The following is a 24561-nucleotide window of genomic DNA, read 5'->3' as shown; positions in this document are numbered from 1 at the left end:
AGACTGTAGGTAGCAGATGAAGTTCAGTTACGGCGTATGCTGCCGTACTGGGCACAGGGAATCAGCAAGTAAGGGTTTACACATAAAAATACGGGAAAGAGGTAATCATGCAGCGAGTTTTTGAAGGCGATTTCTTTGCCTCCCTTGAAGCGCAGATAATCGAAAAATATCCGACGGAACTGGCAGAGCAGTTAGTGCCATTCTCGAGAAAAATCTTCGAACTGTTTCCTTTGCAGGAACTGGCTTATGAGCAGTTGGATGATATCCAGGGTTTTGTATTCAGTCTGTACAACTTTACCCGCAGGGTGGCGCCGGATCATCCTGCCGTTCGCGTGTTCAACCCGGTCCTGGAGGAGGATGGCTGGGTCAATGATGCTACTGCACTGTTCATATTACAGCGGGATATGCCGTTTCTGGTGGATTCTGTACGTATCCAGATTAACCGCGCAGGACTCAATATTCAGCTGATCAAGAGTACGGTCTTTCAGGTTGTTCGCGATCAGAACGGTGTCCTGATCGATCTGTTTGCCGACCCGTCAACGCCCGGTAGCCGTGCTGAAGCGCTGATCTATATCGATGTGGATCTGCGTACGTCGAGTGAGGAACATCAGTCGCTGGAGCACGACATACTGGATGTATTGCGCGATGTCGAGGCGGTGACCGACGATTTTCTCCCGATGGCCGAACGTCTCAATCACGCAATAGCCGGTGTCAGGGATAACCATGCGAACCTACCGGCATGTGAGGCGGATGAACTGGCGGCCTTTCTCGAATGGCTGCGTGACGGCGCTTTTATCTTTCAGGGTTGCTCCGAGTTTCGTCTTTTAAAAGACCGGGGCTCCCCCGCATTGAAACACCTTCCGGAACGGCAGCTAGGTATTTTCCGCCGCCATCAGATCAATATTGAAAAACAGGCGCTTAGCGAACTCAGTCCTGGTATCCAGGCATTCTACAAGGGCGATGCCCCGATGGCTTTTACCAAGTCATCTCTGCGTTCGAGGGTTCACCGACAGGCTTACCCGGATTTTATTGTACTGAAGCACTATGACAAAAAGGGCGTTGTCATGGGTGAATACCTGTTTATGGGGCTATATACCTCAGCAGTTTATAACGTCAGCCCGTTCAAGATTCCATTGATTCGCCAGCGGGTTCAAAACGTGCTGGATCGCACCGGTTTCAGTGCGGGCAGTCACGACTTCAAAGCGATTTCCCAATTGATTGAAGTGCATCCGAGGGACGAGCTTTTTCATTCCTCTGCCGATGAGTTGTACGAGACGTTGGTCGGTATCTGGCAGATCAGTGAAAGGCGTCTGGTACGGCTCTTTATTCGGGTTGACCCTTTCGAAAAATTCATCAACTGTCTGGTGTACATGCCGCGAGATATCTATCGCACTTCCATTCGCACCGCGATTGAGCACATGCTCAAAAACGAATTTGATGCCACCGAGTGCGAGTTCAATACCAGTTTCTCCGAGTCGCTGCTGGCTCGTACCCAGTTTGTCCTGAGACTCAATTCCAGTCGTTATCGGGAAGTTGACCGGGATGAACTGATCGGTCGGATTGTTGAGCTGACCCTCGACTGGAATGATGAGCTCGAGCGTTCGGCACTGGATCAGTGGGGTGAGTCGCTGGGCAGGGACATGGCCCACTTTTACCGGGATGCCTTTTCCGCCAGCTATATGGATCACTTTGACCACCGTTCGGCCATTCATGATATTCAGTTGTTTCACGATCTCGGCAACGATGAGGAAATTGCCACCGGTTTCTATCAGCAGGCGGGTGCTGATCAGAACGTCATGCGTTTCAAGCTGTTCCATCGCCATCACCAGCTAGAACTCTCCAATCTTGTGCCGATGTTGGAAAACCTCGGTTTCAGGGTGTTGGGGGAGCATCCCTACCAGATTACGCCACGGCGGGGCGGTGAGATCTGGCTACATGATTTCACGCTGCGCTTCGGGCTGGACGTGGATGTGGATGTATCACTGGTCCGGAATACTTTCCAGGAGGCATTCAAAGCTGTCTGGTCCCAGCAAACAGAAAATGATCGCTTCAACCATCTTGTGGTCGGTGCCCGGCTGGATTGGCGAATGGTTTCCCTGTTGCGGTTGTATGCCCGTTACATGAAGCAACTGGGTAGCAACTTCAGTCAGGATTTTATTGCGGATACGCTCGCTGCCAACCTCGACATTACCCGAAATCTGGTAGCGCTGTTTCGCTGCCTGTTTGATCCCAAGGTTGTGACCCCGCAAAGTGAAGAATACGGTCGTGCCGAACGCCTCAACCAGAAAATCCAGGAGGCTCTGGAACAGGTGAGCAATCTCAACGAGGACAAGGTGTTGAGCAGCTACCAGCAATTGATCAACGCCACCAAGCGTACCAATTACTTCCAGCTCGGAGCCGATGATCAACAAAAGCCCTGTATTGCAGTGAAACTGGCTCCCGGAGAACTCGCCGATGCGCCGGAACCTCGGCCGCTTTACGAAATTTTTGTCTATTCTCCCCGGATGGAGGGTGTTCACCTGCGAATGGGCAGGGTGGCGCGGGGTGGGCTGCGCTGGTCTGATCGCCTGGAGGATTATCGTACCGAGGTGCTGGGTCTGGTGAAAGCCCAGCAGGTTAAAAACGCAGTGATTGTCCCGACCGGTGCGAAAGGTGGCTTCGTGGCGAAGCAAATGCCGCGCAATCCGGGTCGGGAAGCGCTATTGCAGGAGGGTATTGCCTGTTACCGCTTGTTTGTCTCAGGACTCCTCGATCTTACCGATAACGTGGCTGGCGATGACGTTGTTCCGCCGCCCTGCGTGGTCAGGCGCGATGAGGATGACCCCTATTTGGTGGTTGCTGCGGATAAGGGAACAGCGACTTTTTCTGACTATGCCAATGAGCTATCGCTGGCCTACGGTCACTGGCTGGGGGATGCCTTTGCTTCCGGTGGCAGCCACGGCTACGATCACAAGAAGATGGGTATTACTGCCAGGGGCGCCTGGGTGTCGGTACAGCGCCATTTTCGCGAATTGGGACTCAATACCCAGATAGAGGATTTCTCTGTTATTGGTATCGGTGATATGGCGGGAGATGTGTTTGGCAATGGTTTGCTGATGTCCCGGCATATCAAGTTGGTGGCAGCGTTTAACCACCAACATATCTTTATCGACCCTAACCCCGATCCCGAGGCGAGTTTTGCAGAGCGGGAGCGGTTGTTTCATCTTCCGCGCTCAAGTTGGGAAGATTATGACCAGACGTTGATATCACCCGGTGGTGGGGTTTTTTCCCGCGGCGCAAAGTTACTCAAGTTGACCCCGGAAATTCAGGCATCGCTGGATATCAGCCAGGCTGCACTGAAACCCAACGAGCTGATCAATGCCCTATTGAAAGCACCGGTTGATTTGATCTGGAACGGCGGTATAGGCAGCTATGTGAAGGCGTCGGGGGAAAGTCACCAGGATGTTGGCGATCGTGCCAACGACAGTGTTCGTATCGATGGCCGTGAATTGCGCTGCCGTGTATTCGGTGAGGGGGGCAATCTCGGTATGACCCAACGTGGCCGCATTGAATATGCACTGAATGGGGGTGCCTGCAATACCGACTTTATCGATAACTCGGGAGGTGTGGATTGCTCTGACCATGAGGTCAATATCAAAATTCTGCTGAATGGCCTGGTGCAAAGCGAGGATCTCACCACTAAGCAGCGCAACCAGGTGTTGGTGGACATGACGGAGGAAGTGTCCGAGCTGGTGTTGGCCAATAATTATCGCCAGACCCTGACCATCAGTCTTGCGCACTACCGTTGTAAAACCAATTTTTCAGAGTATTGGCGGGCGATAGTGGACTGGGAAGCCAGTGGCCTGATCAACCGTTCACTGGAATATTTACCCGATGACGAGACGCTCAAGGACCGTGAAAAACGTCAGCTTGGCCTGACACATCCCGAGCTGGCAATTCTGGTGTCCTATGCCAAAATTTTGATCAAGGATCAGGTGCTCAAATCCGATGCGCCAGAAGATCCCTATCTGACCAAAATGATTGCCGGGGCGTTTCCCAAGAGTCTCTCGCAGAATTATCCCGACAGACTGTTACAGCACAGTCTGAAGCGTGAAATTATTGCCAACCAGCTGGTCAACGAGATGGTCAACCTGATGGGGGTCCCCTATTTTCAGCGACAGATTGCCTCCACCGGTGCCAGTGTCAGTGATGTGATGCGGGCATTTGCTGTCGCCAGGGACCTGTTGCGCATCGACCATTTCTGGAGACGGGTTGAATCCCTGGATTACCTGGTTCCGGCAGAGGTGCAGTTCGAACTGTTCCACGCCCTGATGCGGATGGGACGGCGTGCCTCGCGGTGGGTACTGCGAAATCGCCGATCCTGCCTCAATCCACAACAGGAGGTACAGACGCTCAGGCCGAAGCTAGTGGAGTTGCAACTCCTGTTGCCGACGCTGTTTCATCGGGAAGAAGCCAATGACTGGCAGGAAGAGGTGCAGCGCCGGATTGAACTCGGGGTGCAGGAGGATGTGGCGATGCTGGTGGCCAGTGCCAATTTTCTGTTTTTCGGCTTTGGTATAGCTGATCTGGCAGCCACCGATAGGAAACCTGTTGGGTTGGTATTGGAGCTCTATTTTAAACTGGGTACGGAACTGGATCTCGATTGGTTTGGCGAACAGATTATTCAGCTCGAACCGGACAATCGCTGGCAGGATTTCGCCCGTGAATCTTATGTAGATGATCTGGAGGGACAGCGTCGAGCGTTGTGTGCTGCGTTGCTGGCCGGGGTTAACGGTGTCCGGGATATCGATGGGGCGATCCAGGCCTGGAAAGCCACACACCCGCACCTGATTGCCCGCTGGATGGATATGATGAATGAGCTGCACACTACGCCAGGTCGGGATTTTGCCATGTTCTCAGTGGCCCTGCGGGAGTTGCTGGATCTTGTTCAGGCCACCATCAACCACCGTGATACAGTGCCGTTTTGCCCGATTTGAAGGCTGCTTGGGGATATGGAGGCCGGGTCTGGTTGGAAGCGGCGGGAGGTTGTGCACCTCCACAAGCCGCTTCCTGAGTCCGGTCAGGACCTTTCAGGGGGACAGTGCCCCGTTAGGGAAAATGGGTAGAAATTTACAGGTTGCTGACTTTCTGCTGAACGGCCTGTTCCTTGTAGCCGCTCCAGTTATCTTCACGACCTTCCCGCCAACCGTTGCACCAGTCCTGAGCCAGTGTGGTTTCTTCTGCATGAGGACATAGTGTCTTGTTTCGGCCATGGTAGCCTGCTTGGTAACCTTTGATGAAAGCGCGGTGGGAGGAATCTCGTTTTTGTCTTTTCATATGACATGAACTCCTGATTTCTAGGGCCACTTTCTGTGATTAAAGTGGTTTGCTGGTTTTTATGGTCTAGCCCTTCCATCACATCAAATGTTGTTAGCGCTGTCGAAGATTTTATTTGTCTATAAGTAGTAGTTTTTAATTCCCTTATGTAATCAATCGATTTTGTGTTTCCATTGCTCTCCTGACATCAAGGCTTGATTTGTGGGTTGGAACATCTTTTATGGGTATGTGGTTTGCCAGTTGTCCGAAAGGACTTGAGTCCCTGTTGGTCAATGAACTGATCTCGCTGGGCGCGGAAAAAACCCGGGAGACCGTGGCGGGTGTCTATGTGGAAGGTACGCTGGCCTTTGCCTATCGGGCCTGTTTGTGGTCACGCCTGGCCAATCGGGTGCTCCTGCCCCTGGAGCGGTTTGAGGTCAGTAGTGCCGATGATCTGTATCGGGGCGTCAGATCGATTCCCTGGGAAACACACCTGACGCCCCGGCAATCCATTGCGGTTGACTTTATTGGTACCAACGATGCCATCAGACACACCAAATTTGGTGCCCAGCAGGTCAAGGACGCGATAGTCGATCAGCTCCAGGATTATTTCGGTGAACGGCCGGATGTGGATCTGCAAAATCCGGATCTGCGAATCAATGTGCGGTTGGCGAAGGGCGCTGCCACCGTCAGTATTGATATGTCTGGTGGCAGCCTGCACAAGCGGGGCTACCGTGTGGCTATGGTGCCGGCACCGTTGAAGGAAAATCTGGCCGCTGCCCTGTTGTTGCGGGCGGGTTGGCCGGAGATTGCAGCACGGGGTGGCGCTTTGATTGATCCCTTGTGCGGCAGTGGCACGTTTTTGATTGAAGGTGCGATGATGGTTGCCGATATGGCCCCCGGGCTGATTCGGGAACGATTTGGTTTCCACGGCTGGGCGAAGCACGATGACACATTGTGGCAAGACATCCGGCAGGAGGCGCTGGCCCGCTGCGAGGCAGGCCTGTCCCGCGAGATACCTGAAATCCGTGGCTATGACAAGGATACCCGGGCCGTAAGTGCAGCCCAGGAAAATATTGCCTGTGCGGGGTTGGAAAAGTGGGTGCGGGTCATGGCGAAACCCATCGAGGCGTTCAAAAAGCCCACACACCGTGAAACGGGGGATGGATTGATTATTTGCAATCCCCCCTACGGTGAACGCTGGGGCGAGATGGAAGAATTAAAACCGCTCTACCAGACATTGGGTGAAGTGGCTAAAAGGGAATGCCCCGGCTGGCGTATGGCGGTGATTACCGGCAATGCCGAGTTGGCCGGTGAGTTGCGTTTGCGAGCCGACAAGAAGTACCAGTTTTTTAACGGCACGATTCCCAGTCAGCTATTGCTCTTTCAGCTTCGGGAGGCTGATGACCGGAACCCGCAGCCGCGCTCCGATGAGTCTGCAGCGGCGCTTGGTGAAGGCGCGCAGATGTTTGCCAATCGGCTGAAAAAAAATGCCCGAAAACTGGCGGGCTGGCTGAAGGCTTCAGGGGTGAGCTGTTACCGTCTGTACGATGCGGATATGCCGGAGTATGCCGTGGCTATCGATGTCTATCAGGACGCCATCCATGTGCAGGAGTACGCCCCACCCATCACTGTCGATGAGGCGAGCGCCAACCGTCACCTCACCGAGATCCGTCAGGCGCTGCTATCGCTTTATCCGGAAAGCCGCGGTAAATTATTTTTTAAAGAGCGTCGCCGCCAGAAGGGTGATAGCCAGTACCAGCGCCAGCCCAGCGGCTCCAGTCATAATGCGGTGCAGGTAGTCACAGAGGGTGCTGCCCGCTTTGAGGTGAATCTGTCAGATTATCTCGATACCGGCCTGTTTCTCGATCACCGACCGGTGCGCCGGATGATCGGTGCCATGGCCAGGGGCAAACGGGTGCTCAATCTGTTTTGCTACACTGCAGCCGCCAGTGTTCATGCGGCGCTTGGCGGGGCGACAAGCAGCCTCAGCATCGACATGTCAAACAGCTATCTGGAGTGGGCCGGACGCAATTTTGTCCTGAACGGACTGGACCTGAAGCAACATCAGTTGCTGCGGGCAGATTGTCTGGAGTGGCTGGAGAGAGAGCAGGGTGTCTTTGATCTTGTGTTTCTCGATCCACCGACCTTTTCCAACTCCAAGAAAATGGAACAGGTACTGGATATTCAGCGAGACCATGGGGCATTGATCGGGCATGCCATGGCTGTGCTGGCGCCGGGCGGTACCCTGGTGTTTTCCAATAACTTCCGTAAATTTTCCATGGATCAGGCGGTGCTGCAGAACTGGCAGGTGGAGGCGATCACCGAGCAAACCTTCGATCCGGATTTTCAGCGCGATCAGAAGCTTCACAATTGCTGGTTGATCAGGCATCCACAATGAGTGACATTCTGACGCTATACAGCGGTACCCACTGTCCTCTCTGTGATCAGGCCAAAGCGCTGCTCTATCCGGTTCTTCAGGAGAAGGGTTGGCGTTTGCATGAGGTCAATATCAATGAGGATGAGGTGCTGACGGAAAAATACGGTATTCGCATCCCGGTGATTGTCACTCCGGATGGGCGTGAGAAAGGGTGGCCCTTTACTGCTGGCCAGGTGCGGCGCCTGATTTCAGGCCCCTAGACCGGGTGACAAACCCCGACCACTGCTGTCAGTGGCGGTATGTCTGGGGTATGTTCTCACTTCAGATGTCGGTTAGAGGCTGTCATGCGCGGGATTACGTTTTTCAATTCTCTTTCCACTCGTCACTTACCCAGGGATTTTGCCGGTGGGCTAACCACCGCTGTGGTTGCCTTGCCGCTGGCGTTGGCGTTTGGGGTGGCATCCGGCGCGGGTCCCGCTGCGGGTGTTTACGGTGCCATTTTTGTCGGTTTTTTTGCCGCGCTGTTTGGTGGTACGCCCGCCCAGGTATCCGGCCCTACCGGCCCCATGACGGTGGTGATGGCCGGTGTGTTTACCTCAATTCAGGCGAAACACCCGGAAGCGGGCCTGTTGATGGGCTTCAGCGCCGTGATTCTTGCCGGCATTCTCCAGATCGGCTTTGGGTTGCTGAAGTTGGGCAAGTATTTCATTCTGGTTCCCTATTCGGTTATTTCAGGTTTTATGACCGGGATAGGCGTCATCATCATCGTGCTGCAACTGGGTCCCATACTTGGGCACACGGGCACCCCTTCACTGCTGGCAACGCTGGACTATTTTCCCGAATGGCTAACAGCGATCAGCTGGCATGACCTGACATTGGGTTTGCTGGCGATCGCGGGTGTCTATTTATGGCCCCATCGCTGGAATGTCTGGCTGCCATCGCCTCTGTTGGTGCTGTTGCTCGGAACGTTTTGTGTGCTTTGGCTCCCCGAGGGGACCGTGGCGACAATCGGTGCAATTCCCTCGGCATTTCCGTCGCTGCAATGGCCAATGTTCTCATTGGATATGTTGGATGATCTTTTGTATGCCGCAGTATTACTGGCTGTACTGAGTTCCATCGATTCTTTACTCACGTCACTAGTGGCAGACAACCTTACCAAACAGCAGCACGATTCCGATCGTGAATTGATCGGGCAAGGTATTGGCAATACGGTGGCCGGTTTTTTCGGCGGGTTGCCCGGTGCCGGTGCCACCATGCGCACAGTGGTCAATATACGAACGGGCGGCAAGACCTGCTACTCCGGAATGATCCACTCATTGGTGTTGCTGGCGGTGATGCTTGGTGCGGGTCAGTACGCGGGCCATATACCCCTGGCTGTGCTGGCGGGTATCCTGATCAAGGTGGGTATCGATATCATCGATTGGCCCTATCTGCGACGCCTTGGCCAGCTGCCTCTGGATACTGCGGCACTGATGGTGCTGGTGTTATTTCTGACGGTTTTTGTCGATTTGATTACCGCCGTATTGGTGGGGGTATTTTTATCCAACATGATTACCGTCGAGCGTTTGACGACGATTCAGTTGGATAATGTCCATTTTAAAAGCGGTGAGGTGACAAGGCCTGATCCGGATCCTGTCGACGAATGGCTGGCGGCTCAACAGGGCCGGGTTGCTCTGCTCAGTCTCGCTGGTCCCCTCAGCTTTGGGGTGGGCCGGGGGCTGCGCCGCCGTCTCGCCGGTCATGTTTCTCACGAAATTATTATTGTGGATCTGACCGGGGCCCAGCTGGTGGGCACCTCGACCGCAATGATGCTCGATGAGCTGATTCGCAACGAACAGCATCACCAGCGCTATGTGTTGCTGGTGGGTATTTCCGAACGAACCAGCGCCGACCTGAAAAGACTGGGTGCGCTGCAGTTTCTCAATGAGCGACACAGGTTTTCTGTGTTGCGTGACGCGATGGATTATATCGACCGGGACGGGCTACATTGACCGGATACTATTGCCGTGTGGCCTGATAAAACACATCGAGGACGGTGTTCGTTGCATCCATGACCCTGAAAATACGATCATCAATTTGTTGCAGCGATGTGCCATCCAGTGATCTGGGGAGCCGTCCCAGTAGATCCTCTGGCAGGTCCCGACTCATCAAGTACAGTTCGCGATCGAGGACTTCGCCCCGTGCAACCTTCTTCCGCCAACCCGGCGGCAATTCGCCGTCGCATGCCAGCTTTTTGCGCAAACCGGGGGGCAGACTCTTCTGTTTACCTCCACTCTGGTAGTCGTCGCCATAATAATCGCGGCGCAAGTAGTCGCCGAACACCCGTTTTTCGGTTTCATTGAACAGCGCATTGGCCATTATCCCGGCAGCCAGACCGACTGATTCTGAGGGGTCGCTGTGACTGACCACGGGCATCGCCAACAGTCCACTGAGGATAATAAGTGGCAATTTATGGATTTTAATAAATTTTATTTTCTTTGAAGAGATGTTCTGGTCGATTATTCGATGCCAGGCTCAGTAATGTGAGTGTCTTCGCAGCGCTGCACCTCAATGGTGAGGTGTGACAGCCAGTTAAAGTCGGCCAGTAGTGATTTGTAATAATCCGCGGGCCTGGGGTGGTGGGTGACAAGGGAAATAATCGCCGCGTAGTCGTGCTCACTGATCTTCCAGATATGCAGATCCGTGATTTGATTGTCGGCATCCTCTTCAATGGCCCGGGTAATCCGCTCCTGATAATAATCGCTCATGCCGCCGTCCAATAAAATCGGACTCGATTGCCGGATCAGACCGATTGCCCAGTAGGTGATAATCGCTGCACCGACAATTCCCATCACGGGATCCAGTGCATACCAGCCGAAATACTTGGCCGACAATAACGCGAAAATGGCCAGTAACGAGGTGAGAGCGTCCGCCAGTACATGCATATAGGCGGCATAAAGGTTTTGGTCATGGTGACCTTCGCCAGTCTGCTGATGCGTATCGTCTCCGTCCTGGCGCTGGTGAGAGTGATGATCTTTTAACAACAGGGCGCTAATGATATTGACCACCAGTCCCAGCACAGCCACCGCGATAGCGGCATCGAGTTGAATCAGCTGGGGGGACGCCAGTCGCTGTAGCGACTCGACCAGCATCATCAGGGCGACAACTGCCAGTGCCACTGCACTGGCAAAGCCCCCCAGTACACCCACTTTGCCGGTACCGAAACTGAAGGCCGGATTATCGGCATGTTTCCGGGCATAGCGGTACGCAAAAATCGTGATCATAAAGGCGGCCACATGGGTGCCCATGTGCCAGCCATCTGCCAGCAGGGCCATAGAGCCAAATACCGTACCGGCAATGATCTCCGCTACCATCGTGACGGCAGTCAGTATCAATACATATTTGGTGCGGCGCTCGCCGTGAGCATTTGCCGTGGAAAAGTCGTGCTGGTGTTGCCAGCGATGTAAGTGTTCCTGGTGCATAGGAGAAATCAATTCGGCAGATTGGCTGGATTACTGCGGAGCGGACAGGCTGAATGCCCCACGGATTTCGCTCAGTTGATAGCCTGTCGCAGCGTCTTCCGGGTAATGGTTTTGCAGTGCTTGTGCAACGTCTGGGTCGAGTGTGCTGCCATGGCAGTTGAGGCAGAGCGGTTGAACAATCTGAGCCTTCATATAGCGGAATTGCCCATCGATCTGATCGACCTGGGCCAGTTGTGCAGGCATCTCTCCTGCGGCGAGGCGAGATTCAAACTGCAGAAGGGTATTCCGTTCCCAGTGGTCGGGTTCTGCAGATTTGTTGCGGGCCTTGAGGCTGACTCGCTTGACAGACCAGCCGGTTTCCCGACTTAGCCGGCTGGCTATTTCTGGTGCTGCCGTGGCACAGACGCGGATGGCCTCCACCGGACCCCCAGTCTGGATTGCCTCCATCAGACGCGGCTGTAGCGAGCCGGCAAATTGCTTGACGATACTTTCTGCTTGCCGTTCGAGTATTAATAAAGGGTCTCCGCCTGCATTTATCAGCGTGGGCATCGTGATAACAGCACAAAAAAATACACTCCGATATATTGCCTTGCACGCCATGGGTATGCTCCATTCAAAGATACAGTCTGCTCCAGTTTAGCTTAACCAATCTGGTCGTCCAGAGGTGCGGGTAAATGCGTCGGCCGCTATTGAAAAAAGGTGAGCGGGCACTACTAGTTTATTCTAAAAAAACGTTTGGCCGTCACCGTGGTTTGTTCGGCGATAACGGCCGCTGATTGCTGTCGGCATCTGGCAACTTCCTCCAGCACCCAGGGCAGAAAAGCAGGCTCATTGCGACGTTTTTTGGGTCGCGGCCGCAGGGTTCTGGGCAGTAGAAAAGGGGCATCAGTTTCCAGCATCAGTCGGTTGAGAGGGATGCTGCTCACCAGTGCCTGAAGTTGCCCGCCGCGCCGCTCATCACAGATCCACCCCGTGATGCCGATATGCAGGTCCAGGTCGAGATAGTTGAACAGCGCCTGCCTATCACCGGTAAAGCAGTGGATCACGCCGTCCGGCAGCTCATCGCGGTAGTTCTTGAGGATCTCAAATTGTCGCTGGTGGGCATCCCGCTCGTGCATAAAAATCGGCAGCTGTAATTCGATAGCCATTTCCAGTTGTGCTTCAAAGGCCCTTTCCTGGTCGCTGGGTGGTGAATAGTTGCGATTAAAATCGAGCCCGGTTTCACCAATCGCCACGACCTGGGGTGCCTCTGCCAGAGAGCGCAGTTGAGAGCCTGTTTCGGCGGAGTACTGCTTTGCCTCATGGGGATGGACACCGCAGGTGCTGTAAAGCATGTCGGGGAAGTCGTCGCTGAATTGTTGGCAAAGGCTGAGTACCTGCTCGCTCTCAGCCAGATTTGTGCCAGTCAGAATCAGCTGGGTAACGTGGACATCCAGTGCTCGCTGCAGCACACCCTGCCAGTCATCCTGAAAGCAGGGATTGCTCAAATTTACCCCGATATCGACCAGTGGCGTGCTGTTTTCTACGTCATTCATAGCCGATGCTGTTTTTCCTTTTCAGAGAGAATGCGTGCTTCACTTTCCAGGTGGTAGGCATAGATCATGGAAAAGGCCAGCACGTTCTGAACGTAGTTGCGTGTTTCCAGAAAGGGAATTGTTTCAATCCATGCATCAAAGGGCAGTGATCCCTGACTTTTTTTCAACCAGCTACTGACCCGGTGGGGGCCAGCGTTGTAGGCGGCTGTGGCAAGAATTCGATTGTTGTCAAAACGCTGCAACATTTCCCGGTAATAGCGACTGCCCAGAGTAATATTGATCTCCGGCTCAAACAGCTGGTGGCTGCCACGGTAGCTGATACCGTGTTTGCGCGCTGTTTCTCTGGCTGTTGCCGGCATCAGTTGCATTAACCCCTTTGCCCCGGCACGGGATTGTACATCCTGTGCGAGTGCACTTTCCTGGCGTGCTACGGCAAACAGCAAATGCACCGGAACACCGGTCTTGTCGGCATGACTGTAGAACGCGTCCTTGAAAGCAAGAGGAAATCTCAGGTTGATATCATCCCAGAATCCGGCGCTGATCATGCTGGTGATGGCCCCGTTGTGCCACTGCCAGCTGCTGGCAATATGGGCTGCGGTAATCCACTGCTGTTCTGTAAAATTGCGTGTGGTGTGATACCACTCCCGACGGGCGGCCAGGTAATCTTCGTGAAAGACGAATTCCCGTGTTCTGAGGATTCCTGGTTGTTTTTCCAGTTCAGCGATGTCTGTTGGAGAAACGCGGGCTTTTTTGAACGCCATGGAATAGCCATTGGCAGCCCATTCGCTGGCAAGGAAACCGTAGAAGCTGCGACTACGCGACAACACCTGATAGGCGCTGTTTTGCTCTGGCGGTTGTTTGGCCGTGTTGTTGAGATCTGCCGCCCTGGCTCGCCAATATAGCCAACGGTCAGTTTCCCGGAGCTGGAGCGGCATGCGCTCTATCCATGTGAGCACACTTTGCCAATCCGCCTGACTGATAAATTCCCGGGCACGCCATTCCAGCAGGGATGGATCAATGATGTCCAGGTAGTCAACCAGGTAGTTGTCTGCGATGTCAGGACGTTCCTGGTCATAAAGACCCTTAACCAAATCTGTTACGACCTGTTTTCTTTGCTCGCTGGTAAAGGAGTGGATCTGCTGGTAATAACTCCAGTGTTTGAGGGCAGTGGTTGCATCAGTTCTTGCCAGATGAGTCAGTCCATGGGCAATGATGGCGTGTACTTCATCACCGTTCAGTGCGTCGTTAAAATCACTGAACAATGAATAGTTGCCTATGAGTTCGTGTTCAAGGTCCACCTTCAGGAAGTTCTTGGCTAACAGTTGGTAGCGATCTGACGTGAAAAAACGCTGGAGATACCTTGCCAGCCGGTACTGGTGATTTAGAACAGCGGCCGAGTAACGATTCCAGGCAATTTCATCAGTGATATGTTGGTTTTCAATGAGGTAGTCAAAAAGCGCATCACAGCCATTGGGCTGGGATTTCCCCACGCTCCAGAGTGATATGGCGCCTGTCAGAAAAGGTTCCTTTTTTCCTCTGCTCAGATGTATGAAATGGAAATAACACTGCTGTTCCGTGCTGGCGCTGGCTGGTCGGTAGTAGGCGAGAAAATCCTGTTCACGGCGCTGATGATGCAAGGTATCGAGCCAGCGGTAACGCAGTCTGTTGGCCAGTGAGCTATCGTCGTAATTGTTGAGAAAGGTCGAAACCTCAGTGGTCTTCGCGTGTCTCAACCGGTCGCTTAACCATAAATATTCGATGTGCGGCTTGAGAGGGTAGTCTCCGAGGGCATTGACAAGTCTGTGGACGTTGGCTTTGCTGCCCCTTGTCACTGCAATTTTGGCTTCGCGGTAGAGGGCGCGCTGTTCGTCGAGGGTCGGATTTCTGGCAAAAGAGGTACTGGGTAATAGCACGCATACTGCCAGTAAAAGGGTGCCGACGATGCTGCCATGACATTTTTTCATAAAGGTTTGGTTGGTATTCCGTGAAAGGCAAATGAGTTGAACCGCAAACATGTTAGACAGGTCTTGCGAAATTAGATTCCCGATCAATAAAAGCCCTGATACCCCGCTTATACCCGGACCGCTAGCACATCGCAGTGGGAACCATGCAGTACACCGGTCGCCGTTGAGCCCAGTATCAGACTGATACCATGGCGACCGTGGCTCCCGACCACAATCAGGTCCACATGGTTGTCATTGGCAAACCGGTGCATTTCCTGGGCGGGTTGACCGATGATCACATGTTGGCTCTCAATGGAAACTCCAAGATCTTTGCCGATGACGGTCAAACGCTGCTTCGCCTGCTCCTCCAGTTGGTATTGGACCTCGGTAAGGTCCATCGGGATATCACCGCCGTAGGCAAATGACAACGGTTCCTGTACATGAACAAGGCTCAACTGGCTCTCACCGTTGCCAAACAGGGACTTGACTCTCTCGACCACTTGCTGTGATTCTGGAGATAGGTCCAGACCGATCAGAATGTGTTTATAGGCGGACATGAAGTATCTCCCGTAACTGGTTCATCAACGCTTCCTCAAGTATATAAGGTTGTAGCAGATAATGACCTATTTGTTAATTCTACTGATACTGGCGCTTATCATTTCACCGTTGCTCTGGTTTCGCCAGAGCCCTCGTCAGAAAATGATCACGGAGATGCGACGTCTGGCTTCGTCCCGTGGACTTCGGGTTCGACTCGTTCATGCTCCGGATGCCAGAGAGGGAGAAGGCCGCCTTGAATACGCAGGTTATACCCTGCTCTGGATGCCAGACTCCAGTCCATCGCCATTTTCCCGGATGGAAAAGTGGCTGTTGGTTCGGGGTACCCGCCGCGGCGATCACTCTCCCTGGGAGGGCTGGCAATGGTTGGGCCATGAAGCCAATGACCGGTTGCAACCCGTTATCGGGGCAGTGCTGGCAGCTCTGCCAGCTGACGTGATCGCTGTTGAGGTTAACCGTGAGGGTGTAGCTATTGTCTGGCAGGAGCGCGGTGAGCTGGCTGATATTGACCGGATAGATACCCAGTTGAAGCACCTCAGAAGTGCGATCCGGCCCGAAAAATCACTCGATAGATTGATAGCCAAGTGAAAAATTACCTTGACCAAACCACCGGCGGCACATGTATATTCGCTCCCTTTCAGGCTTTCGTGGTGCCATCCGGTAGCACTTTGGGCAATTAATCTACAGGATAAACGGCTGCTTCATGGGTAAATCACTGGTTATCGTCGAGTCGCCGGCCAAGGCGAAAACGATCAACAAGTATCTCGGCAACGACTTCATTGTGAAGTCGAGTATCGGGCATATTCGGGATCTGCCTACGGGTGGTGGTAAAACGGTAGACCCAAAAGAACGGGCCAGGACGGCTGCGGCCACCCGCAAACTGTCGGACGATGAAAAAGCAAAACAGCGTTCCAGAAGAGCCAGGGAACAGCTGGTCAACCGCATGGGAATAGACCCCGAACATGGCTGGAAAGCGCGCTATGAGATTCTGCCCGGCAAGGAAAAAGTTGTCGCTGAGTTGAAAAAGCTGGCCAAGGATGCGGATCATATCTATCTCGCCACGGATCTTGATAGGGAGGGGGAAGCGATTGCCTGGCACCTCATGGAAGCCATCGGCGGTGATCCCGATCTTTATCAGCGCGTTGTCTTTAATGAAATCACCAAAAAAGCGATCAAGGCGGCTTTTGAAAAACCAGGCAAGCTCGACACCAACCGGGTAAGCGCCCAGCAGGCGCGCCGTTTTCTCGACAGGGTCGTTGGCTTTATGGTGTCGCCACTGCTCTGGAGTAAGGTGGCCAGAGGGCTTTCTGCCGGTCGTGTGCAGTCGGTAGCCGTTAAATTGATCGTTGAGCGCGAGCGTGAAATTCGTGCTTTTGAGCCGGAAGAGTACTGGACAGTTCACGCCGATCTGGAGACCACTGAGGAAGATCTGGTCCGCTTTGAGGTGAAGAAACAGGGCTCCGATCAGTTTAGACCTGTCAGTCAGGGCCAGACAGAAGCCGCGCTGGCCGCGCTCAAAAATGCTTCCTATGAGGTGGTTGCCCGTGAGGACAAGCCCACTTCCAGCAAACCGTCGGCACCGTTTATCACCTCAACCCTGCAACAGGCCTCCAGCACGCGGCTTGGTTATGGGGTGAAAAAAACCATGATGCTTGCCCAGCGCCTTTACGAAGGCGGTTATATCACCTACATGCGAACAGACTCCACCAACCTCAGTGCTGATGCAGTGAGTGTCTGCCGCGACTTTATCAAAACGCGCTATGGCACTGACTACTTGCCTGAAAAGCCCACGACTTATGGTAGTAAAGCCGGTGCCCAGGAAGCGCATGAGGCGATAAGGCCCTCCAATATTGATATCAAACCAGGTGATCTGGATGCGATGGAAGAGGATGCCAAAAAACTGTATCGGTTAATCTGGCAGCAATTTGTCGCCTGCCAGATGGTGCCGGCACGATTTACCAGTACCACGGTGACAGTGAAGGCAGAGGACTTCGAACTTCGAGCAAAAGGTCGGGTGACACTGTTTGATGGCTATCTGAAAGCGCTGCCTGCGATGTCCAAAAAAGGTGATGACATCGAGCTGCCGGAGATGTCCGTTGGGGCACAATTGTTGCTCAACAAGCTGATTCCCATGCAGCATTTTACCAAACCCCCGGCCCGCTACTCAGAGGCCTCCCTGGTCAAAGAGCTGGAAAAGCGTGGCATTGGTCGCCCATCGACTTATGCCTCTATCATTTCCACGATCCAGGATCGTGGGTATGTACGGGTCGACAATCGCCGTTTCTATGCGGAGAAAATTGGTGATGTTGTTACGGACCGCTTGAACGAAAATTTTACCGACCTGATGGACTATGGTTTTACGGCCACAATGGAAGCCTATCTGGATGAAATTGCTCAGGGCAAGTTGGAATGGAAGCAGGTGCTTGATCAATTCTATTCGGATTTCTCAGCCAAGCTGACCCGGGCCGAGGCTGATGGTGGTATGCGTCCCAATGAGCCATCGCTCACGGATATTCCCTGCCCCCAATGTGATCGGCCGATGATGATTCGCACGGGGACGACGGGGGTTTTCCTCGGCTGCTCCGGTTACAACCTGCCGCCTAAAGAGCGCTGCAAAGGCACTCTGAACCTTATTCCCGGAGATGAGGCAGTTAATGTCGACGAGGACGATGAGGCTGAATCAAGGCAGTTGATGCATCGTCATCGTTGCCCCCTCTGCAATACGGCAATGGATGCTTATTTGATTGATGAGGGTCGAAAACTGCACGTCTGTGGCAACAACCCCGACTGCGATGGCTTTGAAGTGGAAACCGGCGTTTTCAAGCTCAAGGGGTATGAAGGCCCGCTGATTGAGTGTGATAAATGCGGTAGCGATATGCAGCTCAAGTCGGGCCGTTTTGGCAAATATTTCGGTTGTACCAACGATGCCTGTAAGAACACCCGCAAGTTACTCCGGAGTGGTCAGCCCGCTCCCCCCAAGATGGATCCTGTACCCATGCCAGAGCTCACCTGCGAGAAAGTAACGGATCATTATATTCTCAGGGATGGCGCATCCGGTCTGTTTCTGGCGGCCAGTCAGTTTCCCCGGCATCGTGAAACCCGCGCGCCTTTGGTTGCCGAGTTGCTACCCCATACAAAAGAAATTGATCCGAAGTATCAGTTTCTCTTTGATGCTCCCGTCGCCGACCCCGATGGTATCCCCACGGTGATTCGCTTCAGTCGCAAAACTGGTGAGCAGTATGTCCAGTCTGAACAAGAGGGTAAACCCACTGGCTGGAAGGCGTTTTATGACCAGGGTGTCTGGCGGGCAAAGGATGACCGCAAGGGTAAGAAATAGAGGAGACTATCTGTGAATCCCTTTCTGCCGGCCGTCAATCAGAAGCTCTACTTCTGTGACTTGTTATTGCAGCAGGTTGACCGGAATCTGACTCATGTTGTCGGGCCAGCTGCAAACCTGCAGTTGGCGCTCTGCCAGTCAGCACTGTTCCAGCTCGAAGTCGCCTATCGTCTCTATCTGCGTGAGGTGGCGACTACTTATCGACATAGAGCTGCAGAGTCAATTTCATCTGTTGAGGGGCTGATTGCGGCGATGGAGTCCATTGATCAATCACCATCTGAGGCCGAGGAGTTGGCTAACCTGGAGGCAGATAAGGGGAGCTGGCTTGCCAACTTGCTGAATGCCCGAGATCGTCTGCTCGCGGTTCAGCCTCAGGAGGCGGCCAATGCTGCGTCACCCATTGCTGTGGTGCAAATTGAGCAGGGTGAAGACAGGGATGAGTTGAGTGTTGATTTGCTCAGCGGATGGTTGGAAGCCTTTCGGAGCCTGATTGAGCGTCATCGCGAGCACATGATTGAATGCTGACTGCCGTTGACTGAGCCGGCTTGGGAGCTAATTCTTGTTCTCGGGTTATTAATGCCGGACCCCCTCTGGTACAATGCAGGCATGTTGTTTTTGAAAACCCGATGGAATATTCAATGGCTATCTCCCTGTTTGAAATCGTAATTTTACCTGATGGAGATGTCGCTCTGCAGCGGACAGATGAAGAGGATGCGCCATTGATCAGAATCAGTTTTTCGGGAGAGGCCAAGGCGTTTCTTCAGGAGGCCAAGGTTGATGTCGCCAAAGCCATGATCGATGCCGGAATTGAGGTCTTTGAGGAGTTGGGTGCAGACAATTTTCAGATGGAAGAGGGCACCATGATCAAAAACCGGGTGCTTCACTGAGATCAGCCTGCCCATGACGGTCGTTTATCGTACAGTCGGCTCGACTCACTCTCAGGGCCTGTAGCTGGACAAATATTATTGGGGATTCGTCCGAATAACCCCGACCCCCAAGCCTTCAATGACAAAACTTTTTTCCCGCAAGTCGACCACAATGGGGAGCATCTCTTCGTTTTCCGGTTCGAGCAGTATCTCATGGCGTTTCAGGCTTTTACCCAGACGCTTGACAGTGACGTCGTCTTCAATACGTGCGACCACAATCTGGCCTTTCTGTGCCTGCCCCGTTTTGTGAACAGCCAGTAAATCACCGTCCATGATGCCGGCATTTTTCATGCTCATACCATGAACACGCAACAGGTAGTCCGCTCTAGGGTTAAACAGGTTGGCCCCGATGTCGAGATAGTCCTCAATGTTTTCTGCCGCAAGAACAGGATCCCCGGCAGCGACACGGCCAATCAACGGAAGGCCGGCGGGCTGCTCATCCAGCAGACGAATACCGCGGGATGCGCCTGAAATCATCTCGATCATTCCCTTGCGCGCCAGGGCCCTGAGATGCTCTTCAGCGGCGTTAGGAGACTTGAATCCCAGCTCGGTAGCAATCTCCGCTCTGGTGGGGGGGTAGCCTGTTTGACCAATATGTTGTTTGATCAGGTCCAGGATTTCCTGTTGTCGGGCAGTCAGTGATGTATTCGCCATTTTCTAACCTCGGGGCCTATGGGAATGTATTGCAGCAATCGACAGGTTATTGCCCATACTGCTGTAAATAAATATAGCCTGTAATTATTTACAGTATAAAGTTAAATTGATAGTGGGAAAAACTTTTTTCAACGTTATATTCTCAGGGTATCAGTAGGATTGCTGGCAAAGTGGATTATGGAAACACGATGACGGCGTTTTCTCGGACATTGGAGTAGCTTATGGAAGAAATCAAAATCCCCGAAGCCTGGCGTGTGCTGCGTATTCAGTCTGAGCTGGTGGATGGAATCGAGTCACTGTCAGGCATGGGCGGTGCGGTGTCTGTGTTCGGTAGTGCGCGCCTTCAGCCCGACTCCCGCTACTATCAGGAAGCCGTGGAACTTGGTGAGATTCTGGGAAAAGAGGGAGTGCCCATCATCACCGGTGGCGGACCCGGGGTGATGGAGGCAGCAAACAAGGGTTGTTATAGCACAGGCACGACTTCCGTGGGTTTGAATATTTCCCTGCCGTTGGAGCAGAACCACAATGCTTTTCAGGACGTATCGCTGGATTTCCGCTATTTTTTCGTGCGCAAGTTCATGTTTGTTAAACATGCCGTGGGGTTTGTCATATTTCCGGGAGGCTATGGCACCCTTGACGAATTATTTGAGGCTTTGACTCTGGTACAGACTAATAAAGTGCGGCCTTTTCCCATCGTTCTATTGGGGACCAGTTATTGGCAGGGCCTACTCGATTGGCTGAGGGAGACGATGTTGGAAAACGGCTGTGTCTCGGAAAGAGACTTACATTTATTTAGTCTGGTAGACGATGCCGAGAGTGCGGCAAAGATAATCCTGCAACATGCTCGCATGCTGCAGGCACAGGAGATCGCCGAATAATCCGGGCATCAAACAGTACTGCCGGTACCCTAAAAATCATCGAGCCCGTAAACGGTATCGGCATCAATGTCCGTCAATGGATCATTCCAGTTATCAGGGATAAAGATGTCATCTGGAAAGTGACTGTCTTCGTTGCTCAATTCATATGATGCCCGCCAATCTTCGGGTTGCTCAGCCGGTAGCAGTATCAATTGCTGCCAGGTTTCGAAGTCAATTTCACTGACCTCTCCGCCGACGTGCTGGATTTCTATGGAACCGCTGTGCTCGTCCAGAGCAACAACTTCGAAAATGTCATCCTGGGAGGCGTCCTCGTACCAGGCGCCAATGACTGGAACTTGTGAAGCCATGATTTAATCCTCCTCATTAGTTCATTGAACGTATCACCAACGGGAAAAAAGTGCACTGGCTACCGGGTGCATTTCTGACGAGTGGAATAGCCGGTAAACAGGGTGAAAGTTACTTTTTTATGAGCTTTTATTTAAATAAATGATGTAACTGCCTTTCCTGGAAGGAGATAATTTCTCTCATTGATCTGAAGTGATAATTCTTTAAGTGCTGAATGTCATAACAGGTTGTTTTTAAAATGAAAAATTCGTCTAATTTGTCAGAAGGTTGACAAGTCTCCGCAGCCTTCTTATTTTGCCCCCTGCTAACAAAGGTTTAAGACATGACGCTTGGTCCATTGATGCTCGACCTGGAAGGACTGGTGCTGACCCCGGAAGAACGAGTCCTGATTCTCAATCCATCAGTGGGCGGTATTATCTTTTTTTCCCGAAATTTTGTGAGTTACAGTCAGCTGGTTGCGCTGGTGGCAGACATTCGTGCAATAAGAGGTGACTTGTTACTCTGCGTCGATCAGGAAGGTGGGCGAGTGCAACGCTTTCGCGATGGGTTTACCCATTTGCCGCCGATGCAGATGCTGGGTGATTTATTGTTGAAGGAAGAGGGTGGTGAGTCACTGCTTCAGGATGCCGGTTGGCTGATGGCCTCTGAATTACTTGCCTGTGGGCTGGACTTCAGCTTTGCCCCGGTGCTGGACTTGGACCGTGAAAGTTGTGCGGTAATTGGCGATAGGTCGTTTGCTGATAATCCGGAGGAAGCCATCCGGGCCGCCCATCATTTTATTACCGGTATGCATCAGGCCGGCATGGCGGCAACAGGAAAGCACTTCCCGGGCCACGGAGGAGTCGTCGCCGACAGTCATTACGAAACTCCCTATGACAACCGCTCTCTTCAGCAATTGCGTGATCGGGACTTGCAACCGTTTGCGCGGCTTGCCGATGAGCTGGATGCGATCATGCCCGCCCATATTGTTTACCCTTGTGTTGAATCTGTACCGGTGGGGTTTTCTCCTATCTGGTTGCAGAAAATACTGCGAAACGAATTACAGTTTCAGGGTGTCATTTTCAGCGATGACCTGTCCATGAAAGGGGCTGACCTGGTGGGTGGTTACCCGGAAAAAGCCAGCCGTGCGCTGCAGGCCGGCTGTGATATGGTGCTGGTCTGTAACAATCGTAAAGGCGCGTTGGAAGTGATTGATTTTCTATCTAAAAATCCTGTGGAGCCGTCAGGAAGATTAGCTAAAATGGCGGCCAGGAAGCATCCGGAGTGGGATGCATTGCGAGCCTCTGAGCGCTGGCAGATCACTTCTCAAAAACTTGCCAAACAGCTGAATAAGTAGTGAACAGGAATCCATAGTATGCAGCAATTGGAAGCGTGGTTAGTCAATATTACCGGGGAAAGCTATCTGTTGATTGCCGAAATTTTTCTGATTGTCCTAGCCGCTATGACAGCAGGATTTCTGGCGACGCGGATACTGAACTTTCTGCAAAAACGGGCACTCAAGACATCAAATTTCTGGGACGATGCCTTGATTGAGGCGTGCCGCCGCCCTGTAGTCTGGGCAATATGGATACTGGGGGTTAACTATGCGGCGGCTGTCGCCGCCAGACAGGCTGGGTCCGAATGGTACGATTTGCTGGCACCCATTAACCGGGTTGTCATCATTTTTTTGGCTGCGCTATTTTTACTCAATCTGATTAAGCGCGCTGAACTGAATCTGGTGCATCCTGAATATACCAGTGATCCCATGGATGAGACCACGGTCAAGGCCATTGGCAAACTGCTGCGCGCTTCGGTCATCATCACCGCCACGCTCATTGCCATGCAGGCTTTTGGCTACAGTATTTCTGGCTTGCTCGCTTTTGGCGGTATCGGTGGTCTCGCAGTGGGTTTTGCCGCCAAGGACCTGCTGGCAAATTTCTTTGGTGGTTTGATGATTTATCTGGATCAGCCCTTCAAGGTGGGAGACTGGGTGCGATCCCCTGATAAGGAAATCGAGGGCACTGTCGAAGATATTGGATGGCGGCTGACTCGTATTCGCACATTTGACAAGCGTCCACTCTATGTGCCGAACTCGGTGTTTAACAGTATTGCGGTGGAAAACCCCTCGCGTATGTTTAACCGGCGGATCTACGAGACGGTGGGTATTCGCTACCAGGATGTCGATAAAATGGCGGGAATTGTGGCCGATGTGAAACAGATGCTGTGTGATCATCCGGAAATAGATCAGAACCAGACCATGATCGTCAATTTTGTCTCTTTTGGTGCCTCATCGGTTAACTTTTTTGTTTATACCTTTACCAAAACCACCAAGTGGGTGGTTTTTCACGAGGTAAAACAGGATGTGCTGTTAAAGGTAAGCGATATCGTAGCCGATCACGGTGCCGAGATTGCTTTCCCAACCTCCACTGTCCATATTCCCGACCAGCTGCGATTGTTGCAAGCTTCGGAAGTCGAATGAGTATCGGCATTATCGGTGGCAGTGGGTTGGACAGCTTTTCCGATTTGAGCGTTCAGGAGCAGCGTGTGGTCACCACAGAGTGGGGCGAGCCGTCTGCTCCCCTCTGTTTTGGCACGTTGGGCAATACGGAGGTTGTATTCCTGGCGCGACACGGTGTGACTCATCGGCTGCCGCCTCACCGGGTCAATTACAGGGCCAATATTGCTGCATTGCGTGCGGAGGGCGTGAAGGCTATCTATGCCGTCAATGTGGTGGGTGGTATTAATGGCGAAATGGGCCCGGGGGATCTGGTTATCCCCGATCAGATTATTGATTATACGTTTGGACGGGATCACACCTACTCGGATAGCCCGGATCAGGCATTACAGCACATCGACTTTACTTTTCCCTATGACGATAGCCTGCGGGACAGACTGTTGCAGGCGGCTATTGCCTGTGGGACTGCCTGTGAGACAAGGATTCATGCAGAGGCTGTTTATGGCGCCACCCAGGGCCCCAGGCTGGAAACCGCTGCCGAAATCGCGCGAATGGCCAATGACGGCTGTGACATCGTCGGCATGACCGGTATGCCGGAGGCGGCACTGGCTCGGGAGTTGCAGATTCCCTATGCCTGTCTGGCGCTGGTGGTGAATATGGCAGCTGGTATGAGTGAGGAGCGGATCTCTTTTGGGCAGATGGACACTGTAATGGCGAACAGTATGCCGCTGGTACGCATGGTTTTGACCAAGGCATTGGCGAGTCGGCAGCACTGATGGTGTTTTTCCAGTTCAAACCTTCGTTGTCATAATTGGTGA

21 protein-coding genes are annotated in these 24561 nt (G+C 52.9%); 12 read left to right on the top strand and 9 right to left on the bottom strand.

Translation table 11 applies throughout. The features are described from left to right. Positions 1–107 precede the first annotated feature (107 nt). Positions 108–4976: an NAD-glutamate dehydrogenase gene (locus AACZ64_RS11320; RefSeq protein WP_339640103.1), complete on the top strand. Its 4869-nt coding sequence runs from the start codon at positions 108–110 to the stop codon at positions 4974–4976. A 133-nt stretch (positions 4977–5109) separates the two neighbouring features. On the opposite strand, the gene AACZ64_RS11315 is transcribed toward AACZ64_RS11320, so the two are convergent. Then, entirely contained in the window at positions 5110–5316 is a 207-nt protein-coding gene (locus AACZ64_RS11315) for a ribosome modulation factor (RefSeq protein WP_293614866.1), read from the bottom strand. A 220-nt stretch (positions 5317–5536) separates the two neighbouring features. On the opposite strand from AACZ64_RS11315, the gene rlmKL reads away from it, so the two are divergent. From rlmKL to AACZ64_RS11300, 3 genes are all read left to right on the top strand, one after another. After that, positions 5537–7696, top strand: a complete 2160-nt coding sequence (gene rlmKL / locus AACZ64_RS11310) for a bifunctional 23S rRNA (guanine(2069)-N(7))-methyltransferase RlmK/23S rRNA (guanine(2445)-N(2))-methyltransferase RlmL (RefSeq protein WP_293614865.1) — start codon at positions 5537–5539, stop codon at positions 7694–7696. Next, positions 7693–7935: a glutaredoxin family protein gene (locus AACZ64_RS11305; RefSeq protein WP_293614864.1), complete on the top strand. Its 243-nt coding sequence runs from the start codon at positions 7693–7695 to the stop codon at positions 7933–7935. Before rlmKL ends, AACZ64_RS11305 begins: the two co-directional genes overlap by 4 nt. A gap of 84 nt (positions 7936–8019) precedes the next feature. Further along, positions 8020–9666 (top strand): SulP family inorganic anion transporter, encoded by a 1647-nt coding sequence (locus AACZ64_RS11300; protein WP_293614863.1) that lies wholly within the window; start codon positions 8020–8022, stop codon positions 9664–9666. Positions 9667–9673: 7 nt separating this feature from the next. Here the strand turns inward: AACZ64_RS11300 and AACZ64_RS11295 are convergent, their stop codons facing one another. The 6 genes from AACZ64_RS11295 to AACZ64_RS11270 form a co-directional block, all read right to left on the bottom strand. Further along, positions 9674–10090: a hypothetical protein gene (locus AACZ64_RS11295; RefSeq protein ID WP_293614862.1), complete on the bottom strand. Its 417-nt coding sequence runs from the start codon at positions 10088–10090 to the stop codon at positions 9674–9676. A gap of 83 nt (positions 10091–10173) precedes the next feature. After that, the gene (dmeF, locus tag AACZ64_RS11290) at positions 10174–11136 is read right to left on the bottom strand and encodes a CDF family Co(II)/Ni(II) efflux transporter DmeF (protein ID WP_293614861.1); all 963 of its coding nucleotides are present in this window, start codon (positions 11134–11136) and stop codon (positions 10174–10176) included. Positions 11137–11166: 30 nt separating this feature from the next. Continuing rightward, entirely contained in the window at positions 11167–11685 is a 519-nt protein-coding gene (locus AACZ64_RS11285) for a DUF3365 domain-containing protein (RefSeq protein ID WP_293614860.1), read from the bottom strand. A gap of 164 nt (positions 11686–11849) precedes the next feature. After that, entirely contained in the window at positions 11850–12671 is an 822-nt protein-coding gene (locus AACZ64_RS11280; RefSeq protein WP_293614859.1) for a TatD family hydrolase, read from the bottom strand. After that, a complete protein-coding gene (locus tag AACZ64_RS11275) occupies positions 12668–14635 on the bottom strand; it encodes a transglycosylase SLT domain-containing protein (protein ID WP_293614858.1) in 1968 nt (655 codons plus the stop codon). Before AACZ64_RS11275 ends, AACZ64_RS11280 begins: the two co-directional genes overlap by 4 nt. 107 nt (positions 14636–14742) lie before the next feature. Continuing rightward, positions 14743–15171 carry a universal stress protein gene (locus tag AACZ64_RS11270; protein WP_293614857.1) on the bottom strand — a complete coding sequence of 143 codons (429 nt, stop codon included), beginning with the start codon at positions 15169–15171 and terminating at the stop codon, positions 14743–14745. Between the two features lie 61 nt (positions 15172–15232). Between AACZ64_RS11270 and AACZ64_RS11265 the strand changes: the two genes are divergently transcribed. The 4 genes from AACZ64_RS11265 (at position 15233) to AACZ64_RS11250 (ending at position 19393) form a co-directional block, all read left to right on the top strand. Beyond that, the gene (locus AACZ64_RS11265) at positions 15233–15757 is read left to right on the top strand and encodes a hypothetical protein (RefSeq protein ID WP_293614856.1); all 525 of its coding nucleotides are present in this window, start codon (positions 15233–15235) and stop codon (positions 15755–15757) included. 115 nt (positions 15758–15872) lie between these two features. Continuing rightward, complete coding sequence (gene topA / locus AACZ64_RS11260; RefSeq protein WP_293614855.1) at positions 15873–18506, top strand: type I DNA topoisomerase; 2634 nt, start codon at positions 15873–15875, stop codon at positions 18504–18506. Between the two features lie 12 nt (positions 18507–18518). Then, entirely contained in the window at positions 18519–19031 is a 513-nt protein-coding gene (locus AACZ64_RS11255; protein ID WP_293614854.1) for a DUF6586 family protein, read from the top strand. A 113-nt stretch (positions 19032–19144) separates the two neighbouring features. Further along, complete coding sequence (locus AACZ64_RS11250) at positions 19145–19393, top strand: hypothetical protein (RefSeq protein WP_036860532.1); 249 nt, start codon at positions 19145–19147, stop codon at positions 19391–19393. Between the two features lie 75 nt (positions 19394–19468). Here AACZ64_RS11250 and lexA read toward each other — a convergent pair whose 3' ends face one another. After that, positions 19469–20086, bottom strand: a complete 618-nt coding sequence (gene lexA / locus AACZ64_RS11245; protein ID WP_339640097.1) for a transcriptional repressor LexA — start codon at positions 20084–20086, stop codon at positions 19469–19471. 221 nt (positions 20087–20307) lie between these two features. Here lexA and AACZ64_RS11240 point away from each other — a divergent pair, with 221 nt between their 5' ends. Next, positions 20308–20964 carry a TIGR00730 family Rossman fold protein gene (locus tag AACZ64_RS11240; protein ID WP_339640096.1) on the top strand — a complete coding sequence of 219 codons (657 nt, stop codon included), beginning with the start codon at positions 20308–20310 and terminating at the stop codon, positions 20962–20964. 29 nt (positions 20965–20993) lie between these two features. Here AACZ64_RS11240 and AACZ64_RS11235 read toward each other — a convergent pair whose 3' ends face one another. Continuing rightward, positions 20994–21311 (bottom strand): DUF6763 family protein, encoded by a 318-nt coding sequence (locus AACZ64_RS11235; RefSeq protein WP_036860529.1) that lies wholly within the window; start codon positions 21309–21311, stop codon positions 20994–20996. A gap of 320 nt (positions 21312–21631) precedes the next feature. Between AACZ64_RS11235 and nagZ the strand changes: the two genes are divergently transcribed. From nagZ to AACZ64_RS11220, 3 genes are read left to right on the top strand one after another with little or no spacing between them, the layout of a single operon-like run. Further along, the gene (gene nagZ, locus AACZ64_RS11230) at positions 21632–22645 is read left to right on the top strand and encodes a beta-N-acetylhexosaminidase (RefSeq protein WP_339640094.1); all 1014 of its coding nucleotides are present in this window, start codon (positions 21632–21634) and stop codon (positions 22643–22645) included. Positions 22646–22663: 18 nt separating this feature from the next. Further along, complete coding sequence (locus AACZ64_RS11225; protein ID WP_051921422.1) at positions 22664–23767, top strand: mechanosensitive ion channel family protein; 1104 nt, start codon at positions 22664–22666, stop codon at positions 23765–23767. Continuing rightward, positions 23764–24519: an S-methyl-5'-thioinosine phosphorylase gene (locus AACZ64_RS11220; RefSeq protein ID WP_293614851.1), complete on the top strand. Its 756-nt coding sequence runs from the start codon at positions 23764–23766 to the stop codon at positions 24517–24519. The genes AACZ64_RS11225 and AACZ64_RS11220 overlap by 4 nt, the downstream gene beginning before the upstream one ends. Positions 24520–24561 lie beyond the last annotated feature (42 nt).

It is taken from the genome of uncultured Porticoccus sp. (genome assembly GCF_963975625.1).
GTDB lineage: Bacteria > Pseudomonadota > Gammaproteobacteria > Pseudomonadales > Porticoccaceae > Porticoccus.
Note: the sequence above shows the minus strand (reverse complement) of the source record. Positions and strands in the feature narration are given on the sequence as shown.